Source organism: Nocardiopsis sp. M1B1, from assembly GCF_052466615.1.
In genome coordinates this window covers 2,487,356-2,510,112 of the sequence record NZ_CP196194.1, presented here as the reverse complement: position 1 = coordinate 2,510,112, position 22,757 = coordinate 2,487,356, and the positions used below count along the sequence as shown (strand labels likewise).

At 72.7% G+C, this 22,757-nt stretch carries 2 protein-coding genes; both read left to right on the top strand.

The genetic code is table 11. The features are described from left to right. The first annotated feature begins 151 nt into the window (after positions 1-151). Positions 152-22,453 (top strand): hypothetical protein, encoded by a 22,302-nt coding sequence (locus ACSTA4_RS10670; protein WP_444963387.1) that lies wholly within the window; start codon positions 152-154, stop codon positions 22,451-22,453. Continuing rightward, positions 22,450-22,665, top strand: a complete 216-nt coding sequence (locus ACSTA4_RS10665; RefSeq protein ID WP_019610648.1) for a hypothetical protein — start codon at positions 22,450-22,452, stop codon at positions 22,663-22,665. The genes ACSTA4_RS10670 and ACSTA4_RS10665 overlap by 4 nt, the downstream gene beginning before the upstream one ends. The last annotated feature ends 92 nt before the right edge of the window (positions 22,666-22,757 follow it).

Below are 22,757 nucleotides of genomic sequence, written 5' to 3'. Positions count from 1 at the left end.
GCAACAGGGCCGCCTACCACAGCCGAAGAGGACACAAGGCAACGCACACGGACGGGAACGGAAACATAAGTGCAACTGCTTCCACATCTGACCGCAATGGTGTTATTTTCATCTCTCCTGGGGGAGCGGTCGTGGAGGGGGGAGGGCTCGCATGCCGTTCGACGAGAACATGAGCGGCTCCCAGCGCAAGGCGATCGAGGTCCTCACCGGCATCCCCATCCCCAAGGCGGGCATCAACACCCTGGGTCGCGGTTCGGAGGTCTACGCCGCCCTCGAAAAACGCATCCAGGCCCTGGACGACCTGTTCGACCTCAGCCGCGTCCACGCCCGACGCCACTTCGACGGCCGCACCGCCCGAAACTACGAACGCTCCCTGGACCAGTTCACCACCGGCGACAACGACTACGTCGGCTCCGCCCGCTCCAACGCCGCCACCATGTCCAGCGAACTCTTCAAGGCCCGCGCCAACGTCGAGTACATGCACATGATGGTCATCGGCCAGTTCGTCCAACTCCTGGCCGAGATCGCCTGGGCCATCGCCACCGCCAAGTTCACCTTCGGCGCCTCCTTGAAGTGGATCCCCATCTTCAAGGCCATCCGCAGCCTGGCGATCCGCCGCATCCTGACCTGGCTCCTCATCACCGTGCCCGGCCACCAGATCATCAGCCAGATCTTCGCCAGCATGGACAGCATCATCCAACGCATCCAGATCGGACGCGGCACCCGCCACCACAAGGACCCCAACCTCACCCGCAGCGCCCACATCGGCGCCACCATCGAAGGCGCCCTGTCCGCCGTCTTCTCCGCGGGCATGGACGGACTCTTCAGCAAACAACTCACCGACCTGTTCAGGAACGGCCTCAAAGACCTCAACCTGCTGCCCGATCCGCCCCCTCTGGTCCGGACCGGTCCCGACGGTGGAGGTCCGCCCCCGAGCGGCCCCCTCAACGACACCCCCGACGCTCCGCCGCCCGGGCCCCCCTCCGGGGGCGGACCCGACGGGCCGCCCACCGGGCCCGTCAAGGACACTCCGCCCCCGGGCGGCCCCAACCGCGACACCGACGCACCACCACCGCCGGGCGGAGGGCCCGACGGGCCGCCCACCGGACCGGTCAAGGACGACCCGTCGGCGACGAACCCCGACCGGGGACCGGACTCCCCCGCGCCCAAAACCACACCCGAAACCACACCCGCCCCCAAGGACGGGCCGCTGCCCCCGCCCTCGTTGAACAAGGACCTGGCCGAGGTCTTCGGCCGCCACAACGACGAACTCCTGGCCCCCTACAACCCCGCCAGCCCCATCGGCGCGGGCGTCTTCGACAACGCCGCGAAAGCAGCCGCCGCGCGCAACGACTTCGCCGACCTGTTCGCCCGCCACTTCGGCGACCACATCGGAGACAGCGCGGCACGCGACCTCGGACGCGACTACGCCGACACCCTCGCCCGCAACTGGACCGACCCCAACCTCGGCCAGCACCTGCGCGACACCATCGGCGACCGCCTGCCGCCGCACATGCGCGACCACCTCTCCGATGTGCCGGTCACCCTCCAGCAGCCCCTCAACGACTACTTCTCCAAGGCCAGCACCTACGCCCAACAGGTCGGCGGCAACATCGTCACCGGAGCCCTGGAGGGCTACCTCGGCGAGGGCCTGGGCAGCATGGCCGACGGCAAAGGCTGGGAGGCCTCCGGCTACTCCGCCACCGCGGGCGCCACCCAGGCGGGCATCCAGCAGGGCGCCACCGACGGCATCCTGCACGGCGTCGACCTGTTCAAGGACAGGGACAAACCCGACCTCGACACATCCCCGCCCCAGACCGAGAGCAACGGTTCCGGCAACCGGACCGACGACCGCACCGACCCCGACGAAACCGACCCTTGGTGGCGCGGGGACGACGACCCCGGTCAGGGCGGCGGCCGGACCCCCGAACGCGGTGTCGACAGCTCCCCCTCGCCCGTGTCCGGCGACCGGACCTCCGAGCGCGGCGGCGACGGGTCCCAGCGGGGAGACGACCGCGACGACGGACCGGCCCCGTCCTCACAGGACGACGAGCAGTTCCTGTACGACAGCGACTCCGACTACGGCAGCGACTACGACAGCGACGTATCGTCCGTCTTCGACCGGGACGAGAACTCCTCGCCCTACGACAGCGACGACGAGGCCTCGCTGTTCGACACCGACGAGGTCGCCCCCCAGCAGGACACCACCGCCACCAAGGCGGACAAGGAACCCGGCCCCGACGCGCCCTCCGTCCCGGGGCCGAGGGACGAGCCGCGGGGAACCGACTCCCCCGCCCCCGAGTCCGGCGACGACCCCTTCCGGATCGGCGCGAACGACGACCCTCTGACCGCCGACTTCCTCAACGCCATCGCTCCCGACAACCCCATGGCGGCCGCGCCCCCCGGAACAGAACAGACCACACAGGACACGGGGGACACCGGCGACCGCGATACCGCCGACCGCTCCGTCCCCGAACAGGAGCAGCAGAACACCGCTCCCGTCGCCGTGGCGCCCCCGATCGGCCAGGCGACTCCGCCGCCCGCGTCCGCCCCGCAGAACCCGGCCCCCGACACCGGCCAGCGCTCCGCACCCACCGAGCGCAACAGCGGCGAACGCTCACCCCAGCGCACCAACGACACCACCACCCCGGACACCGCCGCCGACCCGTCGGCCAGCGACGACGTGCGCAGCGCCGCCGAGAGCGCGCCTCCCGCCACGGAGACCGAGACCGCCGGGAACACCACCGGGCAGGACGACCACGACGACTCGACGGACGAACAGCGCGCGAACCCCGACACCGTGAGCGTTTCCGAGCAGCGGACGGAGTCGGAGGACGGCCCTCCGCCCTCACCGCCCGCCGCCGAAGAACGCGCCGACCACAGCGATACCGCCGTCAGGACGGAGAGCGGGCCGCCGCCGCAGGCCCAGGACATCGCCCCCCTCTCCGGGGCGCTGGACGACCGCTCCCCCGAGCCCGCCCCTCCGGTCGACTCCCAGGACGACAAGGACGCCGTTCCGCCGCCCCGCGCGGAGGAGCAGGACGGCGCTCCTCCCACCGCGCCCGTCCCGCCGACCCCGCCCGTTCAGGGCGATCCGTCCACCCCCGCTCCCGCCAACGGGCAGAGGACCCCCTCCCCCCAGACCGCGCCGGACAGGATCACCACCGCCACCCGGCTCGGGGAGATGGCCTCGGCCAGCATCAAGGAGGCGATCAGCGGCTACCAGCGCGCCCAGGACCTGGTCGGTCAGACCCGGGAGGCCGAGAGTCAGGGCCGCCCCGACGCCGCCGACCTGCGATCCCAGGCCCACGAGGCGCAGCGCAAGGCCAACGAGGCCTACCGCACCTACGACTTCCTCGCCCAGACGCAGGCCGACCTGCTGCGCACCGACCAGCCGGTCACCGTCATGACCGTCCGGGAGAGTCCCGCGGGTCCGAGCGACGACACCGGCCCCGTCCCCCTCGGCGGGGCCGACGGGGACATACCGCTCGGTCCCATCGACACCGACTCCCCAGTCCAGCAGGAGGGGACCCCGCCGGAGGGCGCACCACCCGAGGAGACCCCGGCAGAGGGCGCACCGCCGGAGGGAGCCCCGCCGCAGCAGCCCTCGGCCCCCACCTACAACGGCGCCTTCACCCCGGACCGGGACAAGCCGTACGACCTGGGCTACCTGACCACGTCCAACCTCCTCGGTCCGAACATGCTCTTCGCCGAGCACCTGCACGGGTTCGTCAACGACGTCCTGACCGGCACGCCGGGCATGCCCGACACCGCACGGCAGGGGATCGTGGACGGCGTGGCCGCCATCCTCACGAGGGAGGGGCCGCGGCCCTTCCTCCGCGAGGGCGGGCGCACCGTCAGCACCACCCACAACGGGCAGACCTGGAACGTCGACATCGACCTGGGCCTGCTCGACGGCGATTTCTACCACTTCAAGACCGAGTCCCTGAGCGGCGAGGACTCCAGGTATCTGAGGCTCAACAACGCCGGTCCCGGGGTGGCCTCCAGCGAAGCCGGTTCACAGGACGGGAGCGGGTCCTTCGGCGTCAAGTTCACGGCGAGCCCCGTCTACCTGGGCAACATCAGCGGCAGCGACGCCGGGCCAATCTTCTCCATCGGCGTACGCGGCGGCTCCCAGGTCCGGAGCACCGGCGGATCGGCCTCGGTCAGCGCCAATTCCGGTACCGGCATCGAGCTGCTCGGCCCCCCGAACGTCTACGTCAGCGACCTGCGCATGCGGGCGTCCGTCACCGGGCCCGGCCTCACCGCGCCGCGCGTGCGGGAGGGGACCGCGTACGACGGGCTGCTCATGAACCTGCCGGGCGAGGTGGTCTCCTCCGACGGCCCCCGGCAGATCACGCCCGACAACGGAACGGCGGACGCGAACGGGCACCACAAGCCGGTGAACCGCCCGTTCACGGGTACCGGCCACCCGCTGGAGATCACCCGTTTCTCCCCGGTCCCACCGGCGTCCGACGGCGGGACCGGTGGGAACACCACGTCCGACGGGACTACCACCACGGCGACGACGGGCGGCGGCCGATCGGACGAGAACAGCCTCGGCGCCTGGCTGGCCGACCACCTCCTCCCCCCTCCCAAGGGGAACCGGGGCGGCGACCACACCCCGTCCCGGAGGGAACGGCGCAACGACGACTACCGGGCACGGATCAAGGCCGCCTTCGACAACGACCAGGTGCAGCAGTACCTGCCGCAGATGTCCAACGGTTCCGCGCACATCCGGATCGACATCCCCGGAAGCCCTTCCCGGTACATGCGGATGTGGTCGGTGTCGACCCGGTACGACCGCAAGGACTTCGCCCCCGGCCTGGTCGACTTCGTGCACAGCAACACCACGGTCAAGAGCGTCTCCTCCAACGTGCAGCACGCCACCACGGTGTCCGGTTCGATCGGCTCCGGCTTCGGCATCTGGATCGAACTTCCGGACGGCAAGAGCATCCGGCTCGAAGCTCCCGCAGTGGAGTACTCGGCGACGCTCAAGAAGAGCACGGGCATCGCCCTGAACACCTCGGGGACGATCAGCGATATCGTGCACGCCCCCTCCGGCCACGCGGCCTACGACGTGAAGCGCGACTTCTACGTCCACATCCAGGGCGAGCCGCGGCCGCACCGCTTCGAGGGCGACTCCGTCGAGCTGCTCACGGTCGAGGACGCCCGCCAGCTCAAAGGCGGACTCCCCAAGCCCCCGTCCTCGGCCGACGGCCCGACCGCGCCGCCCCGTCCCCCGTTCCCGAACCTCGCGGTGGACCGCCCCACGAATCTGAGCGGGTCCACCGTGCTCGGGTTCGGCCACGTCCCCCCGCTCGCCCCGGCGAACAACGGTGGAACCACTGACACCACCGGAAACACCAACACCACAAGCGACACCACTGGAAACACAGGGACCGGCAACACCGGGACCACGAACACGACGGACACCACCGGGAACGACGGCACCGACGGCGACACCAGGACGTACGACTCACCGGAGAGCTCGTTCTACGACGACCTGGCGTACGAAGTACTCAAAGGCATCTCCGAGAAGCACCCCGGAATGGTCATCCCGGATCTGGCGCGGACGAGGAAGGACTACGCCCTCCGCCCCAGCCACATGGAGCCGGACGCGGTCCGCAGCTTCCGCGAGCGCTGGGGCCTGCGCCGCAACGCGGACGTGGCACGGGAGAACACCCAGAAGGTCAGGGACGCGCTCTCCGAGTCCCGCATCAAGAGCAGCAAGTTCGACCTGCCCTACGACGGCATCCCGGTCTCCCTCCAGGAAACCGCCGTGATCGACGGGAAGACGGTCCTCACGGACAAGGGTCTGCGCCCCGACCACGTGACCCTGCGCGTCTACGGCGAATTCGGAAAACTCGAACACCGCTTCGAGACGACGGCCAGCGGCGGCGTCCGGATCGCGGGCTCGTCCGGCACCGCCACCACGAAGGGGTCGAACCTCAACCACTCGCTGAACGTCACCGTCGGCGGCAGCGTGCGCGACGACGCCAACGCCGACGCACGCGGCGTCCCCCGGGTGATGGGAAACCCGATGGTCGCGCTGCTCACCTCCTTGGGCTTCGGCAGGGAATCCGCCCAGAGCATCTCCCACAGCGTCGAGGAGACGGTCCTGTTCAACGGGGACTCCGACGTGTGGACGTCCCGCACCCGCTTCACCGCACGGCTGTTCGAGAACGACGACCTCGGGATGACGCGCGACGGCAGGTCCCAGCACGAACACGGGACACCGCTCCTGAAGGACGGGGGGATGGACACCCAGATGGTCCTCCTCACGCCCAAGGCGACCCCGACGGCCTCGGACCCCGCACAGACGGACACCGACACGACCGGCGACTGGCAGGCGGTCCCGCCCCAGCAGGTACGGGACATGCTCACCCTGAGGTCCACCACGGCGGGCGGCAGGCGGGGCGGCCTGTGGACCTCCGTCCGCGACGGGGCCGTGCACACCTGGGGACGCCTGTTGGGCGGAGGCGCTGACACCGCCACCCCCTCCCAGAACACCACCGCGCCTCCCGCCGGCACCACCACGGTCACGGGCACCGACGGCGACCAGACGGCCCTCCCCGCCCCACCGCCTCCCGCCGAAGGCACCACGAACACCACCACCGGCACGACGCCGGAGACCGCTCCTCCCGAAGGCGAGCGGGGCGGGGACGACTCCCCGAACGACGGGTCGTCGCAGGACCCGCCGCCGACCCTGGGACAGCGCCGCGCCCAGGCGCTCCGCCCCGCCGGTGCCTTCATCGAGCACATGAGAACCCATTTCGGCGCCAGGGACCAGAGTCCCGGGCTGCGGGAGCAGGTGTACCGGACCCTCTCCGAGAACGGATTCACGCGCAAGCGCGTGTCGCACCTCTCCCGGTCTCCCGGGAACGGTCAGCGGATCGAGCAGTCCCTGTCGTCGGAGGTGATCTCCGCGGACAGGAGCACGACCGGCCGGTTCGGCTCCCGCTTCCGCACCGAGATGAGCAGCCGTCTCTGGTCACCGCACAAGGTCCGGATGACCAGCGTCACCAGAGCCGAGTTGGAAGCCGTCACCGACTTCCGCCCCGTCGACGCCCAGATGCGGTACGGCGGCGGCAGCGAGTCGGTCCTGTCCGCCACCTCCTCCCTGACCGGCAGCCTCGGACTCAAGTTCGGCGGAGGCGGGACGCGCAACCCGAACCCGCACCCCTCCGACGGCTCCCTGCCCAACGAGGCCGTCAAACCGATCCCCGTGTTCGGAACCTCCTTCTCCCGCACGTTCTTCTCCCGCGGCACCTCGCACACCCAGGCGTCCACCTTCTCCTCGTCGGTGCTGTTCATCCCGAACAACACCAAGGCGTACGCCTTCCGCGCCTCCGGCCGCCTCACCCTCCTCACCGAGTCCCTGAAGAACTGGAGCATCGGCCCGACCCTGGACTGGAAGACCCTGTTCCGCGGCTGGACCCGTCCGGTCACGGACCTGGCCTCGGGCTACGTGCACTCCCGCGACGCCCAAGAGGAGGGGATGGTCCGGGACCGGGCGACCCGCAACGGCGACAGGGTGGACCTGAGCCCCCACGACAACCCGGAGAAGCCCGAGAACGCGCGGGTGCGCCCGGGGTTCGAAAACAACGGCAGGCAGATCCAGCCCGCCGACCCCGAGGCCGCCGCCCAGGCCCTGGTGGACACGCTCGCCCGCAACGGACTGGAGCTGACGATCGGCGGCGGCCGGGAGGCCCTGCTGAAGCAGCTGACCACGCACCTGGCCCAGAACCCGGACCCCACCGCCCCGCTGCCGCTCAACGTCCGCGCGCTGGGGCCGGAGCCCGCCCCGGACTCGAAGCCGCGGTCGCAGCGTTCGAGCTCCACGGGGAAGCTCTACGTGGAACTGGTCAGGGACCCGAAGAGCACCAGGGTCTCGCACGTCGACCAGGCCGACTACTACATCGAGTCGCACACGGTGAAGGCGACCGACGCGCACTCGCGGAGCACCGAGACCAGAAGCACGGTGAGCTCGGACGGCGCGTTGCTGATACCTCCGCCCTACCCCCAGGACGACCAGGGGCCGGACGGACAGCCGGGACACCGAGCCCTGTTCACCACTCCTGCCGGGGAGATCTCCGGGTCCAGCAACGACGGGCGCTCCTCCGGGCGGTCCCAGGACGACGCCCGCACCATCGAGCTGCACCTGAAAACCCCGTACGCGAAGGTCAGCACGGACACGTCCCTCAAGCTCAAACTCCAGTTCGACGAGCCCAAGGGCGGGGAGAACGGCAGCAAGCCGAAATCGACCTTCGAGGTCACCGCTGACAGCGGACGGGTCGACACGCTGTACTCGCTCGCGTACATGACCTTCGACCCCCCGGCGACGGACACCCCGGAAGGCGACACACAGGGGACCGGAACCGACACGCTGGCGCCTCCGCCCGCCCCCGCCGTCACCACGTCCACGGACGGCACCGGCTCCACCGGGACCGCCCCCGCCGACCGGAACACCACTTCGGCCCCGGGAAACGGCGACACCACCGACACGACCGGCGACGACCGCGCCCCCGCGCCCGCGGAGGACGGCGGCACCACGCGGCGGCCCGGAGCCCCCATCTACGCCTCCCAGGCCGACGCGTTGCGCACGTGGACCCGTGACGCGGGTCCCCGCCCCGGCAGCGACTCCTCCCTCGCACTGACGACCATGGTGCAGGACTACGGAAAGGCGCTGCGCGAACAGGCCAACATCGTCATCGCGCGGTCCGCCGGCTGGAAGCCGCCCGAGGGGCGGTCGGCCGAGGACACGGCGAACGCGGCGCGGGCCCACCTCGCCGACGTCTACGGACTGGACCCGGTCTACAACGAGATCGACGCCAGCCTCAGCGACGAGGCCATCAAGGCGATGGACCCGTCGGCCTCGCTCAACCCCGAGGGGGTGCGTTTCAAGGACATCGAACTCCCCGACTGGATCGACAGGGTCGTGCGGAGCAACCACACCGAGTGGGGTGCCAAGGCCCTGCCGAGCAGCCGCGGGGCGAAGATCCTGGACGCGCGGCCGGACGGCCAGCTCAGCGACTCCCGCGCCCGGCCCCGGACGGACAGTTCCGGACACTCCCACGGCGGGGGCCAGGGCTTCGGGGGCGGGTTCCGCCCCGCCGGGATCACCACCGAGAGTCCCGCCTACGATCGCCACGAGGGCATCCACACCGGTGCGGCGTCTGGGAGCACCGGCCCGTCCCACGGGGCCGCGTCGGGCTCCAACCAGGCGGTCAAGGGCTACCAGGAGTCCGACCAGCTCCGCCAGGGGCCCTTCTACCTCGTGGAGCACGACGTCACCTGGGCGTTCGCCGCGGGCAGCAAGCTCACGGCGCCCGCAGCCTTCCACCTGAACGACCCGAGCCTTCCGCAGACCCCGCTCCACTCCCGGCCCACCCGCTGGATCGTGGACCAGGCCACGATCCGGATGGCCAAGTGGTACTCGGAGGCCGACGCGATCGCGATGGGCTTCCTCACTCCGGACCAGGTCAAGGGCCTGGGCCCCGTCAAGGACGGCATCAACAAGGCGCAGGAGGAGTTCAGCAAGGCGGAGGCCGAGTACGCCGACACCCGGGCCCCGATGGAGGGCCTGGCCCAGAAGTACGCCGACAAGCCGGACGAGCAGAGCGCCAGGAAGGCCTACGAGGACCAGGAGAAGGAGTACACGAAGGCGCTGGCCGGCTTCAACCAGAAGATCAGGGCCCTGGTCCAGACCCTGAACGACACGCGCACCGCCCTGGAGGGCGTCGGCCAGGGGACGGACGGCGGCACCGTTCCCCCCGGGCGTACGCCGAGCGGCGACACCAGCAGAGGGACGACGTCCCGTGCACCGGCCCCCGCCAACACCACCTCGACCACCAGCACGACCGGAAACACGACCACCGGCACCAGCGGCACCACCGGCGACAGGGGTGACACTTCCGGGAACACCACGACCACCGGCACCACCGATGGCGCCACCACGACCACCAGCGCGCCCCAGCCGACCAACGCCCCGCCCCCGCCGCCGGACCCGGCGCCCGCGCCCACGGGGCCGAGCCAGGCGCTGGCCGACCGCTTCCGTGCGGAACTGAACCTCGTCGCCGCGGAGTCCGACACCCCCGACCGGGACACGGACACCGTGGACGCGCGGATCCGGCAGGCCTCCGACGCCGCGGACACCGCTGTCCGGGAGGCCCGTGAAGCACGCGATGCCGCGAACAGCCTCTCCACCGACCTGGAGAGCGGCACGACCGAACTGGGGAACGGCACCCGCGTCCTCACGGGCACCGACGGCGGGGCACCCGCCGCCGGGACCGACGGCACCCCCTCACCGGGGGCCGAACGGCAGGCGCGTGACGCGCGGGAGGTGGCGAACACGGCGCACGGCGATGCCACCACCGCCCGCGACAACTTCACCACCACCCGCGACGACGCCCTCACCAAGAGACCCGAACCCCGTGGGGACGCCTCCGTCGAACAGGCCGAGGCGGCCGCCACGGTGGCCGAGAGCGCGACCGCCGCCGTTCAGGAGACCGCCGGCAAGCACAAGGACACCGTCACCGGGCTCGGGAACGACCTCGACGGGGCCCTGGCACGGCACCGGGCGCTCAGCACCGCCGTGGACGGCCTGTCCGGGCAGGACCGGCCCGCCAGCGGGGACCCGGCCGCCCGGGACGCGCGGGACAGGGCCGTGCGGGAGGCGCGAGACGAGGCCGACAGCCTGGTCTCCGACCTGGAGGGGATCGCCCAGCGCGCCGACACCGCGCGGAGCGACGCCGAGAGAGCGCGGACCGACGCCGACGCCGCGAAGGCGAACGCCGACACCGCGAAGGCGACGGCCGACCGGACGGCCGCGGACGCCCAGGCCCTGCGGACCTGGGCCGAGGGGCTCAGCACCAGCGCGTCCGACCACCGGGACAGCGCTGACCGGGCCGCCCGGGACGCGCGCAACGCCCATGAGGCGGCCCAGCGGGCCGCCGGCGCGGCCAAGGACGCCCGTGCCGCCGCGGACAGGGCCGCCGAGGTGAGCACCCGCGCCGCGGACGTCACCGGTAAGGCCGAGCAGGCCGATGGCGTCGCCCGCGCGGCCCGCGCCGCCGCGGACCGCGCGGTCCGGGCGTCGGTGAACGCCCCCCAGCCCTCCCCCGGCGGGCAGACGACATCGGACGGCATTGATCCCCGGGGGACGACGGACACCCGGCAGGACACCGCTCGCCGGGCCGCGGAGGACGCACGGGCCCGGTCCCAGCAGGCCCGGCAGACCACACGCGAGGCGGTGCGGACCGCGACCCGGGCCACCGAGGACGCGAACCGACTGGCCAAGCAGGCACAGGACCTGCACACCAGGGCGGAGACCACCGCACGGGAGGCTGAGGAGGCCGCCGCCCGCGCGGACGAGGCAGGCGGGATCGCCCAGAGCACCCGCGACGCCGCCGACGCGACCGTGAAGACGGCCGACTCGGCCGCCGCCGACGCCCGACGCGCACACGAGTCCGCCCAAGAGGCCGCCCAGAAGGCGCAGACAGCGGCCGAGGGCGCCGAGGCAGCCGCGAAGACCGCTGAGAAGGCCCGCGACGACGCAGCGAGCATCGCCACCAGCGCCCGCGAAGGCGCCGAAAGCGTACGGAACCTCTTGGAGGGGATCAACGCGGCCGTGGAGTCGGGGAGGACCTCCTCCGACGACGGCCGGAAGAAGGACGACGACGAGGACGGCAGCCAGGGCGAGGACGGTTCGGGCGACAGCGGCAACAGCGCCGACGGCGGCGACCGGAGTGGCCAGGACAGTGACCGCTCCGACGACCAGGACGGCTCCGGCACCGAAGGCGGTGACAGGGGCCGCGGCACGGAACCGGACCACGGCAACCGCTCCCGGGGCGGGGGCGACCAGGACGGTTCCGCTCCCGCGAACACCGGTGGTCGGGGGCGCCCCTCCCCCCGGGCCGTGTCGGACGGGATCGCCGCCGCCACCCGGCTCCAGGAGCTGGCCTCGGCCAGCATCAAGGAGGCGCTCAGCGGCTACCAGCGCGCCCAGGAGCTGGTCGGCCAGAGCCGGGCGGCCGAGAGCCAGGGCCGCCCCGACGCCGCCGACCTGCGCGCCCGCGCCTACCAGACGCAGCGCGAAGCCAACGAGGCCTACCTCAACTACCACGACTTCGCCCGGATGCAGGCCGACCTGCTGCGCCCCAGGAACCCGATCACCGTCATGACCGTCATGACGGACCCCGCGGGCCCGAGCGGCGACACCGGCCCCGTCCCCCTGGGCGGGACCAGCAGGGACATTCCGCTCGGCCCCCTCAACACCGACCCACCCGTCCGCCGGGAGGACGCATCACCGGAGGGAGCCCCGCCGGAGGGCGCACCGCCACCCCCGCGGCCGCTTCCGACCCTCACCTACGACGGCGGCTTCGTGCCGGACCGGAGCGGTCAGAGCTACGACCTGGGCTACCTGACCACGTCCAACCTCCTCGGACCGCACATGCTCTTCGCCGAGCACCTGCCCGGGTTCGTCGACGACGTCCTGACCAACACGCCGGGCATGCCCGACACCGCGCGGCGGGGGATCGTGGACGGCGTGGCCGCCATCCTCACGAGGGAGGGGCCGCGGCCCTTCCTGCGCGAGGGCGGGCGCACCGTCAGCACCACCCACAACGGGCAGACGTGGAGCGCCGACATCGACCTGCGCTCCCTCGGCGACGACTTCTACCACGTCGACGCCGAGGCCCTGAGCGGCGGCGGGGACTCCAGGTTCCTGCGGCTCAACGACGCGGGGCCCGGGGTGGACTCCAGCGACGGCGGGTCGCGCGGCGCGGGCAAGACCGTCGGCGGCAAGTTCACGATGAGCCCCTTCTACATGACCGGTGTCGACGGCAACGACGCCGGACCGATCGCGGCCGTCGGCGGGCGCGGCGGCGCCAGGGTCCGGGGCACCTCCGGGTCGGCCTCGGCCAGCGCCAACGCCGCCAGCGGCATCGAACTGCTCGGCGCCCCGAACGTCTACGTCGGTGACCTGGGCATGAGGGCGTCGGTCACCGGGCCCGGCCTCACCGCGCCGCGCGTCCAGGAGGGGACCGCGTACAACGGGCTGGCCATGAACCTGCCCGGCGAGGTGGTGACCTCCGACGCCCCCCTGCGCATCGTGCCCGACAACGGAAGGGCGGACGCCAACGGACACCACAAGCCAGTGAACCGGCCGTTCACGGGTACCGGCCACCCGTTGGAGATCACCCGCTTCTCCCCGGTCCCGGCGGTGTCCGGCACCGGAACCGGCGGGAGCACCGCGTCCGGCGACGGCGGAACCGGCCGCGGCGGTGAAGGCGAACGCGGGAACGGGACCGACCGCAGGGGCGGAGGCGACCGCGAAGACGGCACCACCACCGCCACGACGGGAGGCGGCGGCAGGCCGGGCGGGAGCACCCTCGGCACCTGGCTCGCCGACCACCTCCTCCCCCGCCCCAAGGGGAACCGGGGCGGCGACCACACCCCCTCCCGGAGGGAACGGCGCGACGACGACTACCGCGCGCGGATCGAGGCCACCTTCGACAACGACCGGTTGCAGCAGTACCTGCCGCAGATGTCCAACAGTTCCGCGCACATCCGGATCGAGATCCCCGGCAGTCACCCCCGCATCATGCGGATGTGGTCGGTGGCGACCGAGTACGACCGCAAGGACTTCGCCCCCGGCCTGGCCGACTTCGTGCACAGCAACACCGCGGTCAAGAGCGACTCCTCCAGCGTGAAGCACTCCAGCGTGGCGTCCGGCTCGATCGGCGGCGGCTTCGGCATCTGGCTCGAACTGCCGGGCGGCAAGAGCGTCCGGCTCGACGTGCCCTTCGTGGAGTACTCGGCGGCCTTCGAGAAGAGCACGGGGACCACGCTCAACACCTCGGGGACGAGCAGCCACGTCGTGCACGCCCCGTCGGGCCACGCGGCCTACGACGTCAAGCGCGACTACTACGTCCACATCCAGGGCGAGCCGCGGCCGCACCGCTTCGAGGGCGGCTCCGTCGAACTGCTCACGGTCGAGGACGCCCGCCAGCTCAAAGGTGGACTCCCCAAGCCCCCGTCCTCGACCGACGGCCCGACCGCGCCGCCCCGCCCCCCGTTCCCCAACCTCGCGGTGGACCACCCCACGGACCTGAGCGGGGCCACCGTACGCGGCTTCGGCCACCTCCCCTCACCCGCTCCGGCGGACAACAGCGGGACGACGGGAACCACCGGGGACAGCGGCGCCGACGGCGACACCCGGACGCCTCCCGCACCACGGGACCCGTTCTACGACGACCTGGCGTACGGAGTACTCAAGGGCATCTCCGAGAAGCGTCCCGGCATGGTCATCCCGGACCTCGCGCGGACCGGCAAGGACTACGCCCTCCGCCCCAGTCACACGGCCCCGGACGCGGTCCGCAGCTTCCGCGAGCGCTGGGGCCTGCGCCGCAACGTGGACGTGGCGCGGGAGAACACCCTGAAGGTCATCAACGCGCTCTCCGAGTCCGGGCTCAGGAGCGGTGCGTCCGACCTGCCCGGCAACGGCATCCCGGTCCGCCTCAAGGAATCCGCCGTCATCGACCCGAAGATGATCCGCAAGGACAGGGGCGGCCGCCCCGAGACGGTGACCGTGCGCGTCTACGGCGACTTCGACCGCCTGGAGCACCAGTTCGACACGACCGCCAGCGGAGGCGCCCGGTTCGCGGGCTCGGCGGGGATCACCACCACGAAGGGGTCGAGCGTCAACCACTCGGTCGGCGTCAACGTCGGCGCCAGCGTGCGCACCGACGCGGGCGCCGACGCACGCGGCGTCCCCCGGGTGATGGGGAACCCCTCGGTCTCGTTGAACGCGTCCCTGAACAAGGGCAAGGGGTCCAGCCAGGGGCTCTCGCACAGCTCCGAGGAGACGGTGCTGTTCAACGGGGACTCCGACGTGTGGACGTCCCGCACCCGCTTCACCGCGCGGCTGTTCGAGCACGACGACATCGGTATGGCGCGCGACGACCGGCCCCAGCGCGAACACGGCATCCCGCTCCTGGGCAAGGGGGTGGACGCCCAGACGGTCCTCCTCACCCCCAAGATGCCGCCGACCGCCTCCGACTCCCCGCCCACCGTGTCCGACCCCACGGGCACGACCCGCGACGGCGAGACCGCCGCCTCCTCCGACGGGCGGGAGACGCGGGACGCCCCCGAGACCACCGCCACCACCGCCACACGGGAGGGGGACTCCGCGCGGACGGACACCACCGGGAACACAGCGCCCGCCACGACGGGCGTGCGGCAACCGCTCACGCCCGAGCAGGCACGGGACATGATCGTCCGGAACTTCGTCCCGCGGACCACCGCCGACGGTACGGCCGGCGACGACCGGGGAGGCCGGTGGACCGTCGTGCGGGACGGGGTCGTGCAGACCTGGGGACGCCTGTTCGGCGGGGGCACCGAGGTCGTCACCACCTCCCAGACCACCACCGCGCCTCCCGCGGGCACCACCACTGTCACGGGCACCGGCCAGCCCGCCACCCTGACCGCACCGGCTCCCCCCGGCAACACCGCCGACACGACCACCGGCACCGACCAGCCCGCCGCGCTCACCTCACCGCCTCCCCCCGGCGGCACCACGAACACCGCCACCGGGACGACACCGGAGAACACCCCGGCAGGAGGCGACCGGAACGGAGACGGCGCCCCGTCCAACCGTCCCCAGCAGGGCCCGCTGACCCTGGACCAGGCCCGCGCCCAGGCGATCCGCCGCATCGGCGGCACCTTCGAACGCGTGAACACCCACTTCGACGCCGGAAGCCGGGGCATGCGCGGGCTGCTGGAGGAGACCTACCGGACCTTCTCCGACACGCGCAGCGGCCTCCACGACGGATACCGGCGCAAGCTGGAGACGTTCCTCTCCCAGTCCTCCGGGGGCGGTCGGCAGTTCGAGAACCACCTGTCGGCGGAGGAACTGGCCGCGAGCAGGAGCGCGACCACGCCGTCGGGCTCCCGCATCCGCCAGGAGATGAGCGGCGGCCTCTGGTCACCGCACGACGTCCGCGCCACCGTCGCCACCAGGGTCGACATCGACAGCGTCACCGACTTCCGGCCCGTCGGCGCCCAGATGCGGTGGAACGGCGGCAGCGAGGTGACCCTGTCCACCGTCTCCTCCCTGACCGGCGGCCTCGGACTCAGGTTCGGCGGGAGCGGGACCCGCAACCCGAACCCGCACCCCTCCGACAACTCACTGCCGAACGAGGCCGTCAGACCGATCCCGGTGTTCGGAACCTCCCTCTCCCGCACGTTCTTCTCCCGCGGCACCTCGCACACCCAGTCGACCTCGTTCACGTCGTCGGTGCTGTTCATCCCGGACAACACGAGGGTGTACGCCTTCCGCGCCTCCGGCCGCCTCACCCAGGCGATCGAGTTCACGAAGAACTGGAGCATCGGCCCGCCCCTGAACTGGAAGACCCTGTTCCACGGCTGGACCGCTCCCGTCCAGAACCTGCTCGCGGGCTACGTGCACTCCCGCGACGCCCAGCAGGAGGGGCTGGTGATGGACCGGGCGACCCGCGACGAGAGCGGGACGGGGGTGGACCTGAGCCCGCAGCCCAACCCCAAGAAGCCCGACACCGCGCGGGTGCGGCCCGGTTTCGAGGACAACGGCAGGCAGATCCAGCCCGCCGACCCCGAGGCCGCCATCCAGGAGCTGGTGAACGACCTCGCCCGCAACGGGCTGGAGCTGACGGGCGGCGGCCGGGAGGCCCTGCTCCAGAAGCTGACCACGCACCTGGGCCAGAACCCGGACTCCACCGTCCCGGTGCCGGTCAAGGTCCGCGCGCTGGGTCCGGAGCCCGGCCCGGACACGCATCCGCACGCCATGCGCTCGGCCACCCCGGCGAAGGTCTACGTGAACCTGACCAGGGACCCGAGCCGCACCGAGGTCTCGTACGTCGGCCAGTCCGGCTACTACATCGAGTCGCACACGTGGAAGGCGACCGACGCGGACTCCCGGAGCAGGGGGACCGGGACGACGGTGGGCGCGGACGGCGTGCTGCTGCAACCCCTCCCCTACGCCCAGGACGACCAGGGCTCGGAGGGGCAGCCGGAGCACCGCCCGCTGTTCGGCGCCCCCGCCGGGGCGGTGTCCTCCTCCAGCAACGACGGGCGCTCCTCCGGGCAGTCCCAGGACGACGCCCGCACCACCGAGCTGCACCTGAACACCCCGTACGCCAAGGTCGGCGCGGACACGAGGCTGACCCTCACCCTCGAACTCGGCGAACCCAAGGGCGGGGAGAACGGCAACCCGCCGAGATCGACGTACACGGGCACCGCCGACAGCGGGCGGGTCGAGACGCTGTACCCGTTCGCGTACATGACCTTCGACCCCCCGGCGACGACCACCACCACGACCACCACGGGGGACGGCGCGCGGAGCACCGGCACCGGCCTGTCGGCGCCTCCCCCCACCGTCACCACGTCCACGGACGGCACCGGCTCCACCGGGACCGCCCCCGCCGACCGGAGCACCGCTCCGGCCCCGGAGGGCGGCGACACCACCGGCACCACCGGCGACCGGACCGCAACCGACACGACCGGCGACGACCGCGCCCCCGCGCCCGCGGAGGACGGCGGCACCACGCGGCAGCCCGAAGCCCCCGTCCACGCGTCCGTGTCCGAGGCCCTTCGCGCCTGGACGAACGACGCCGGTCCCCGGCCCGGCAACGACGGCGCCGTCACCAAACCGGCCATGGTGCAGGACGGCGGACAGGCGCTGCGCGACAAGGCCAACGTCGTCATCGCGCGGTCCCTCGGCTGGCAGCCGCCCCACGGCACGGACGAAGGGGGACAGCCCACCCGGGCCGCGGCGGACGCGGCGCGCGCCTACCTCGCCGACGTCTACGGCCAGGACCCGGTGTACAACGAGATCGACCACAGCCTCAGCGACAAGGCCCTCAAGGGGGTGTACCCGTCGGCCTCGCGCAACTCCGACGGGGTGCGGTTCACCGACATCAGCCGCACGGAGTGGGGCGCCAAGGTCGTGCCGAGCAGCCGCGGGGCGAAGATCCTGGACGCGCTGCCGGGCAGCCAGCTCAGCGACTCCCGCGTCCAGCCCCGGACGAACAGCGCCGGCGACTCCCACGGCGGGAGCCAGGGCCGCGGCGGGGAGTTCCGCCCGTCCGGGCTGACCACCGGCGGCATCCCCTACGACAGCCACGAGGGCATCCACACCGGTTCGGCGGCCGTGAACACCAGCTCGTCCCAGGGAACCGAGAGGGGCTCCAACCAGGCCGTCAAGGGCTACCAGGAGTCCGACAAGCTCCGCCAGGGTCCCGTCTACCTGGTGGAGTACGACGCCACCTGGGCGTTCGCCGCGGGCAGCAAGCTCAGGGCGCCCTCCGTCTTCCACCAGAAGGACCCGAAGCTGGCGCCGGCCCCGTTCTACTCCCGGCCCACCCGCTGGGGCGTGGACGACGTCACGGTCAGGATGGCCGGCTGGTTCTCGGAGGCCGACGCCGTCGCGATGGGCTTCCTCACGCCGGACCAGGCCAAGGGCATGGCCCCCGCCATGGACCGGCTCAACCAGGCGCGGGAGGAGTTCGGCAAGGCGGAGACCGCGTACGCCGACACCCGGGCACCGCTGGAGGGCCTGGCCGAGAGGTTCGCCGCCGAGCCGGACGATGAGAGCGCCGAGAACGCCTACAAGGAGCAGGAGGACAGGTACAAGGAGGCGCTGCGCGACTTCGACCGCCGGATCGACTCCCTGGTCGAGACCGTGAACACCACGCGCACCACGCTGGGGGAGGCCGGGCAGGGACCGGACGGCGGTACCACTCCCCCCGTGCGCGCGGGGCGCGGCGACGGGACGACCGCCCGCACACCGGGCAGCGGGAACACGACCACCGGGAACACCGGGAGCACGACGACCGGCACGACCGGAAACAGGACCACGGGCACGACCGGAAACACGACCGCTGGCCAAACGACCACCGGCGACGCGGGCGTCACCTCCGGAAGCACCACGACCACCGGCGACACCGATGGCACCACCACGACCGCGAGAGAGCCCCGGCCGACCGTCACCGTGACCCCGCCGGACCCGTCGCCCGCACCCGCGGGGCCGAGCCAGGCGCTGGTCGACCGGTTCATGTCGGAGCTGAACCTGCGTGCGCCGGAGCCCGACACCCCCGTCCGGGACCCCGGCGGCTCCAGCGGACTCCGGGACGGCCGGGAGCAGGACACGGACACCGTGGACGCGCGGGCCCAGCAGGCCTCCGACGCCGCGGACACGGCGGCCCGGGAGGCCCGTGACGCACGCGACGCCGCGAACGGCCTCTCCACCTCCCTGGACCGCGGCAGGGCCGACATCCAGCAGGGCACCCGCGTCCTCACCGGCTCCGACGGCGAAACACCCGCCGCCGGGACGGAAGGAGGGGCCCCCGCTTCCGGGACCGACGGCGCCCCCTCGCCAGGGGCCGAACGGCAAGTACGGGACGCGCGCACGGCGGCGGACACGGCGCACACCGACGCCACCGCCGCCCGCGACGCCTTCACCACCGACCGCGACGACGCCCGCGCGAGGATGCCCGAACCCGACCGTGATGCCTTCATCGAACGGGTCCGGACGGCCGTCTCCGAGGCGGCGGACGCGGACACCTCGGCGACCAGCGCCCGGGAGGCCGCAGGCGAGCAGGAGGACGCCGTCGCCGATCTCGTGGACGAACTCGACGAGACCCCCGAGCGGTACCAGGCACTCAACACCGCCGTGGACGGCCTGTCCGGGCGGGACCGGCCCGTCGGCGGCGACCCGGCCGCCCAGGACGCCCGGGACAGGGCCGCGCGGGAGGCGCGCGAGGAGGCCGACAGCCTGATCTCCGACCTGGTGGGGATCGCCGAGCGGGCCGACACCGCCCGTGAGGCGGCGGAGACGGCGCGGACCGACGCCGGGACGGCGAAGTCGGAGGCCGACGCCGCGAAGGCGAAGGCCGACCGGACCACCGCGGACGCCGAGAGCCTGCGGTCCTGGGCCGAGGGGCTCAACACCCGCGCGTCCAACCACCGGGACAGCGCGGACCGGGCCGTCCGGGACGCGCGCAACGCCCATGAGACGGCCCGGCGAGCCGCTGGCGCGGCCGGGGAGGCCCGCACCGCCGCGGACGCGGCGGCGGCCAGGGCCGACGAGGTGCGCACCCGCGCCGCGGACGCCGCTGAGGACGCGGCGCGGGCCGAGACCGACGCCCGCACGGCCCGCACCACCGCGGACCTCGCGTCCCAGGCCGCGAACGCCTCCCGGACCTCCTCCGGCGGGCGGACCGCGCCGGTCGGCACCGGCACCCGGGGGACGACGAACCCGCCGAACAGGGCCCCCGGCGACACGGGGACGCGGACCGCGCCGAACACGGCCGACGACCGCGCGAGGGCGACGGACACCCGGCAGGACGCCGCCCGCCGGGCCGCGCAGGACGCGCGGGCACGGGCCCAGGAGGCCCGGCAGACCGCGCGCGACGCGGCGGAGCGCGCCGCCCGGGCCACCGACGACGCGGACCGGCTGGCCCGGCAGGCACAGGACCTGCGCACCAGGGCGGAGACCACCGCACGGGAGGCCCGGGAGGCCGCCGTACGCGCGAACGAGGCAGGCGGGATCGCCCAGAGCACCCGGGACGCCGCCGACGCGGCCGTGAAGACGGCCGACTCGGCCGCCGCCGACGCCCGCCGTGCCCATGAGTACGCGCAGCAGGCCGCCCAGAAGGCGGAGACCGCGGCCGAGCGCGCGGAGGAGGCCGCGGAGACCGCGCGGGAGGCCCGCGACGACGCCGAGAAGATCGCCGACAGCGCCCGCAAGCGCGCCGACAGCGTACGGAGGCTGTTGGAGAGGATCAACGCGGCCGTGGAGCCGGGGAGGACGTCCTCCGACGACGGCCCCCCGAAGGACGGGCGCGGGGACGAGGACGGCACCGGCGGCGGCTCGGGCAAGGGCCGCACCGGAGACGGCGGAAGCGGCCGCTCCCGCGGCGAGGGCGACCGGTCCGGCAGCGGCGACGACCGTTCCGACGGCAGGGGCGGCTCCGGCACCGGGCGCGGTTCCGGGGGCGACGGCGGGAACCGCGGAAGAGGCGGGGACGACGGCCGTTCCTCGCGCCGAGGCGGCCAGGGCGGCCGGGGCCCCCGCGACAGCGCGCCCACGGACCGGCGCGACCCGTTCTCCGACTCGGACTCGGACACCGATTCGGACACGGACTCAGCCCCGGACCTGGACGCGGTTCCGGACCTGGTCTCCGACGACGACCTGTCCCTGTACGACTCCCCCGACACACCGGTCCAGGACCGGCCCTTCCGCACCCCGTTCGACGACGACCACCCGTTCAAGCCCCCGTGGCCCCGGGACGACCACGGCTTCGACTCCCTGCACCCCAAGCACCCCGGTTACGGAAGCGATCCCCTCGGCTTCCTCAACCCCAAATCCCTGGACACCCCCCTGGGCCTCCTGGACCCCGGTTTCGGAAGCGACCGCCCCCTGCCCAGCTCGCTGACCGACATCGTGGCCTACCCCGTGATCGGGGGCTCGGGCCGGTGGGAGAACACGTCCGTGGACGGGGAGGACGGCCAGCCTTCCGCGAGCGCTTCCGCCGACCCCCGTGATGACGACCAGTACGGCACCGGGTTCCAGGACCCCTCCGCGGTGGCGTACGACGAGCAGCCCGTGGCTTCGGCCGAGGAGGCCGCGCAGGACCGGGACGGGGACCGGGACGAGCGGATCGCGGCGCTCACGCTGTGGAACGGGACCTTCGCCGGTGTCGAGGACCTCGCCGAAACCACCGGATTCGACGTGGTGAGCCAGCAGGCGCTCGTCGAGGACGGCTCCGACGGCAGTACCACGCTCATGCGCTTCGCCAACGGCGCGCAGGCGGTCTACAAGGACACCGAGGGGGCCACCTTCGCCCGTGACCGCGCCGACGCCGAACAGCTCGCCTCGCTGGTGGGACGCGCCATCGGCGCCAACGTGCCCGGTGTCCTGCGCATCGGTGAGACCGAGGTGTTCATGCACTTCATGAACGGCGAATCCGGGTTCGCCCACCTGGACAACCCGCGATCCCCGCTCCTGAACACACGGGACGGACACGTGCTGGGCCTGCTGGACCTGCTGATCGCCAACGGCGACCGCAACCCCGGCAACTGGCTGGACCAGGGCCGGGGGCGCGTCGCGGGCATCGACCACGGCAAGGCCTGGTTCAAGTACGAGTACACGCCGGAGGACCCCACCGACCTGGAGGGGCTGGCCTACACCAACGGCATGCGGCCCTTCTACGACTTCGACGCCAACGCGTGGATCGCCAACCCGCTGACCCGGGCCGACATCCGGTTCCTGCGGTCCCGACTCGCCGGGCTCTCCGGCGAGTTCGCCCGCCTGGGCCGGTCCGACTGGTTCGACGAGATGATGGAGCGCTTCGACATGCTGGCCCGCAACGCGCGGGGAACCACCGGCCTGTTCTCAGGGGGACGCCGGTGACCCGTGTGCTCTACGCCCAGGACCGCCGCACGCAGCGGACACGGCCGTTTCTGACACTGCACGACGACGGCACCCTCACCGCCCACGACCCGGAGACGGCCGACGCGATCCCGCGCCTGCGCGCCACGCGCGGCTGGTCCGGCGAGCGGATATTCGACGAGTGCGCCGCGCAGTCCAACGCCTACGTCCGCTACTTCGAAGAACCGGAGTGACCGGGCTCGGCTCCGACAGGAATGGATGTACTCCTCGAAAGCAGGAGGCGAATTCCCGCAGAACAGGGAATGAACACCCCTTTCCCCGGGGC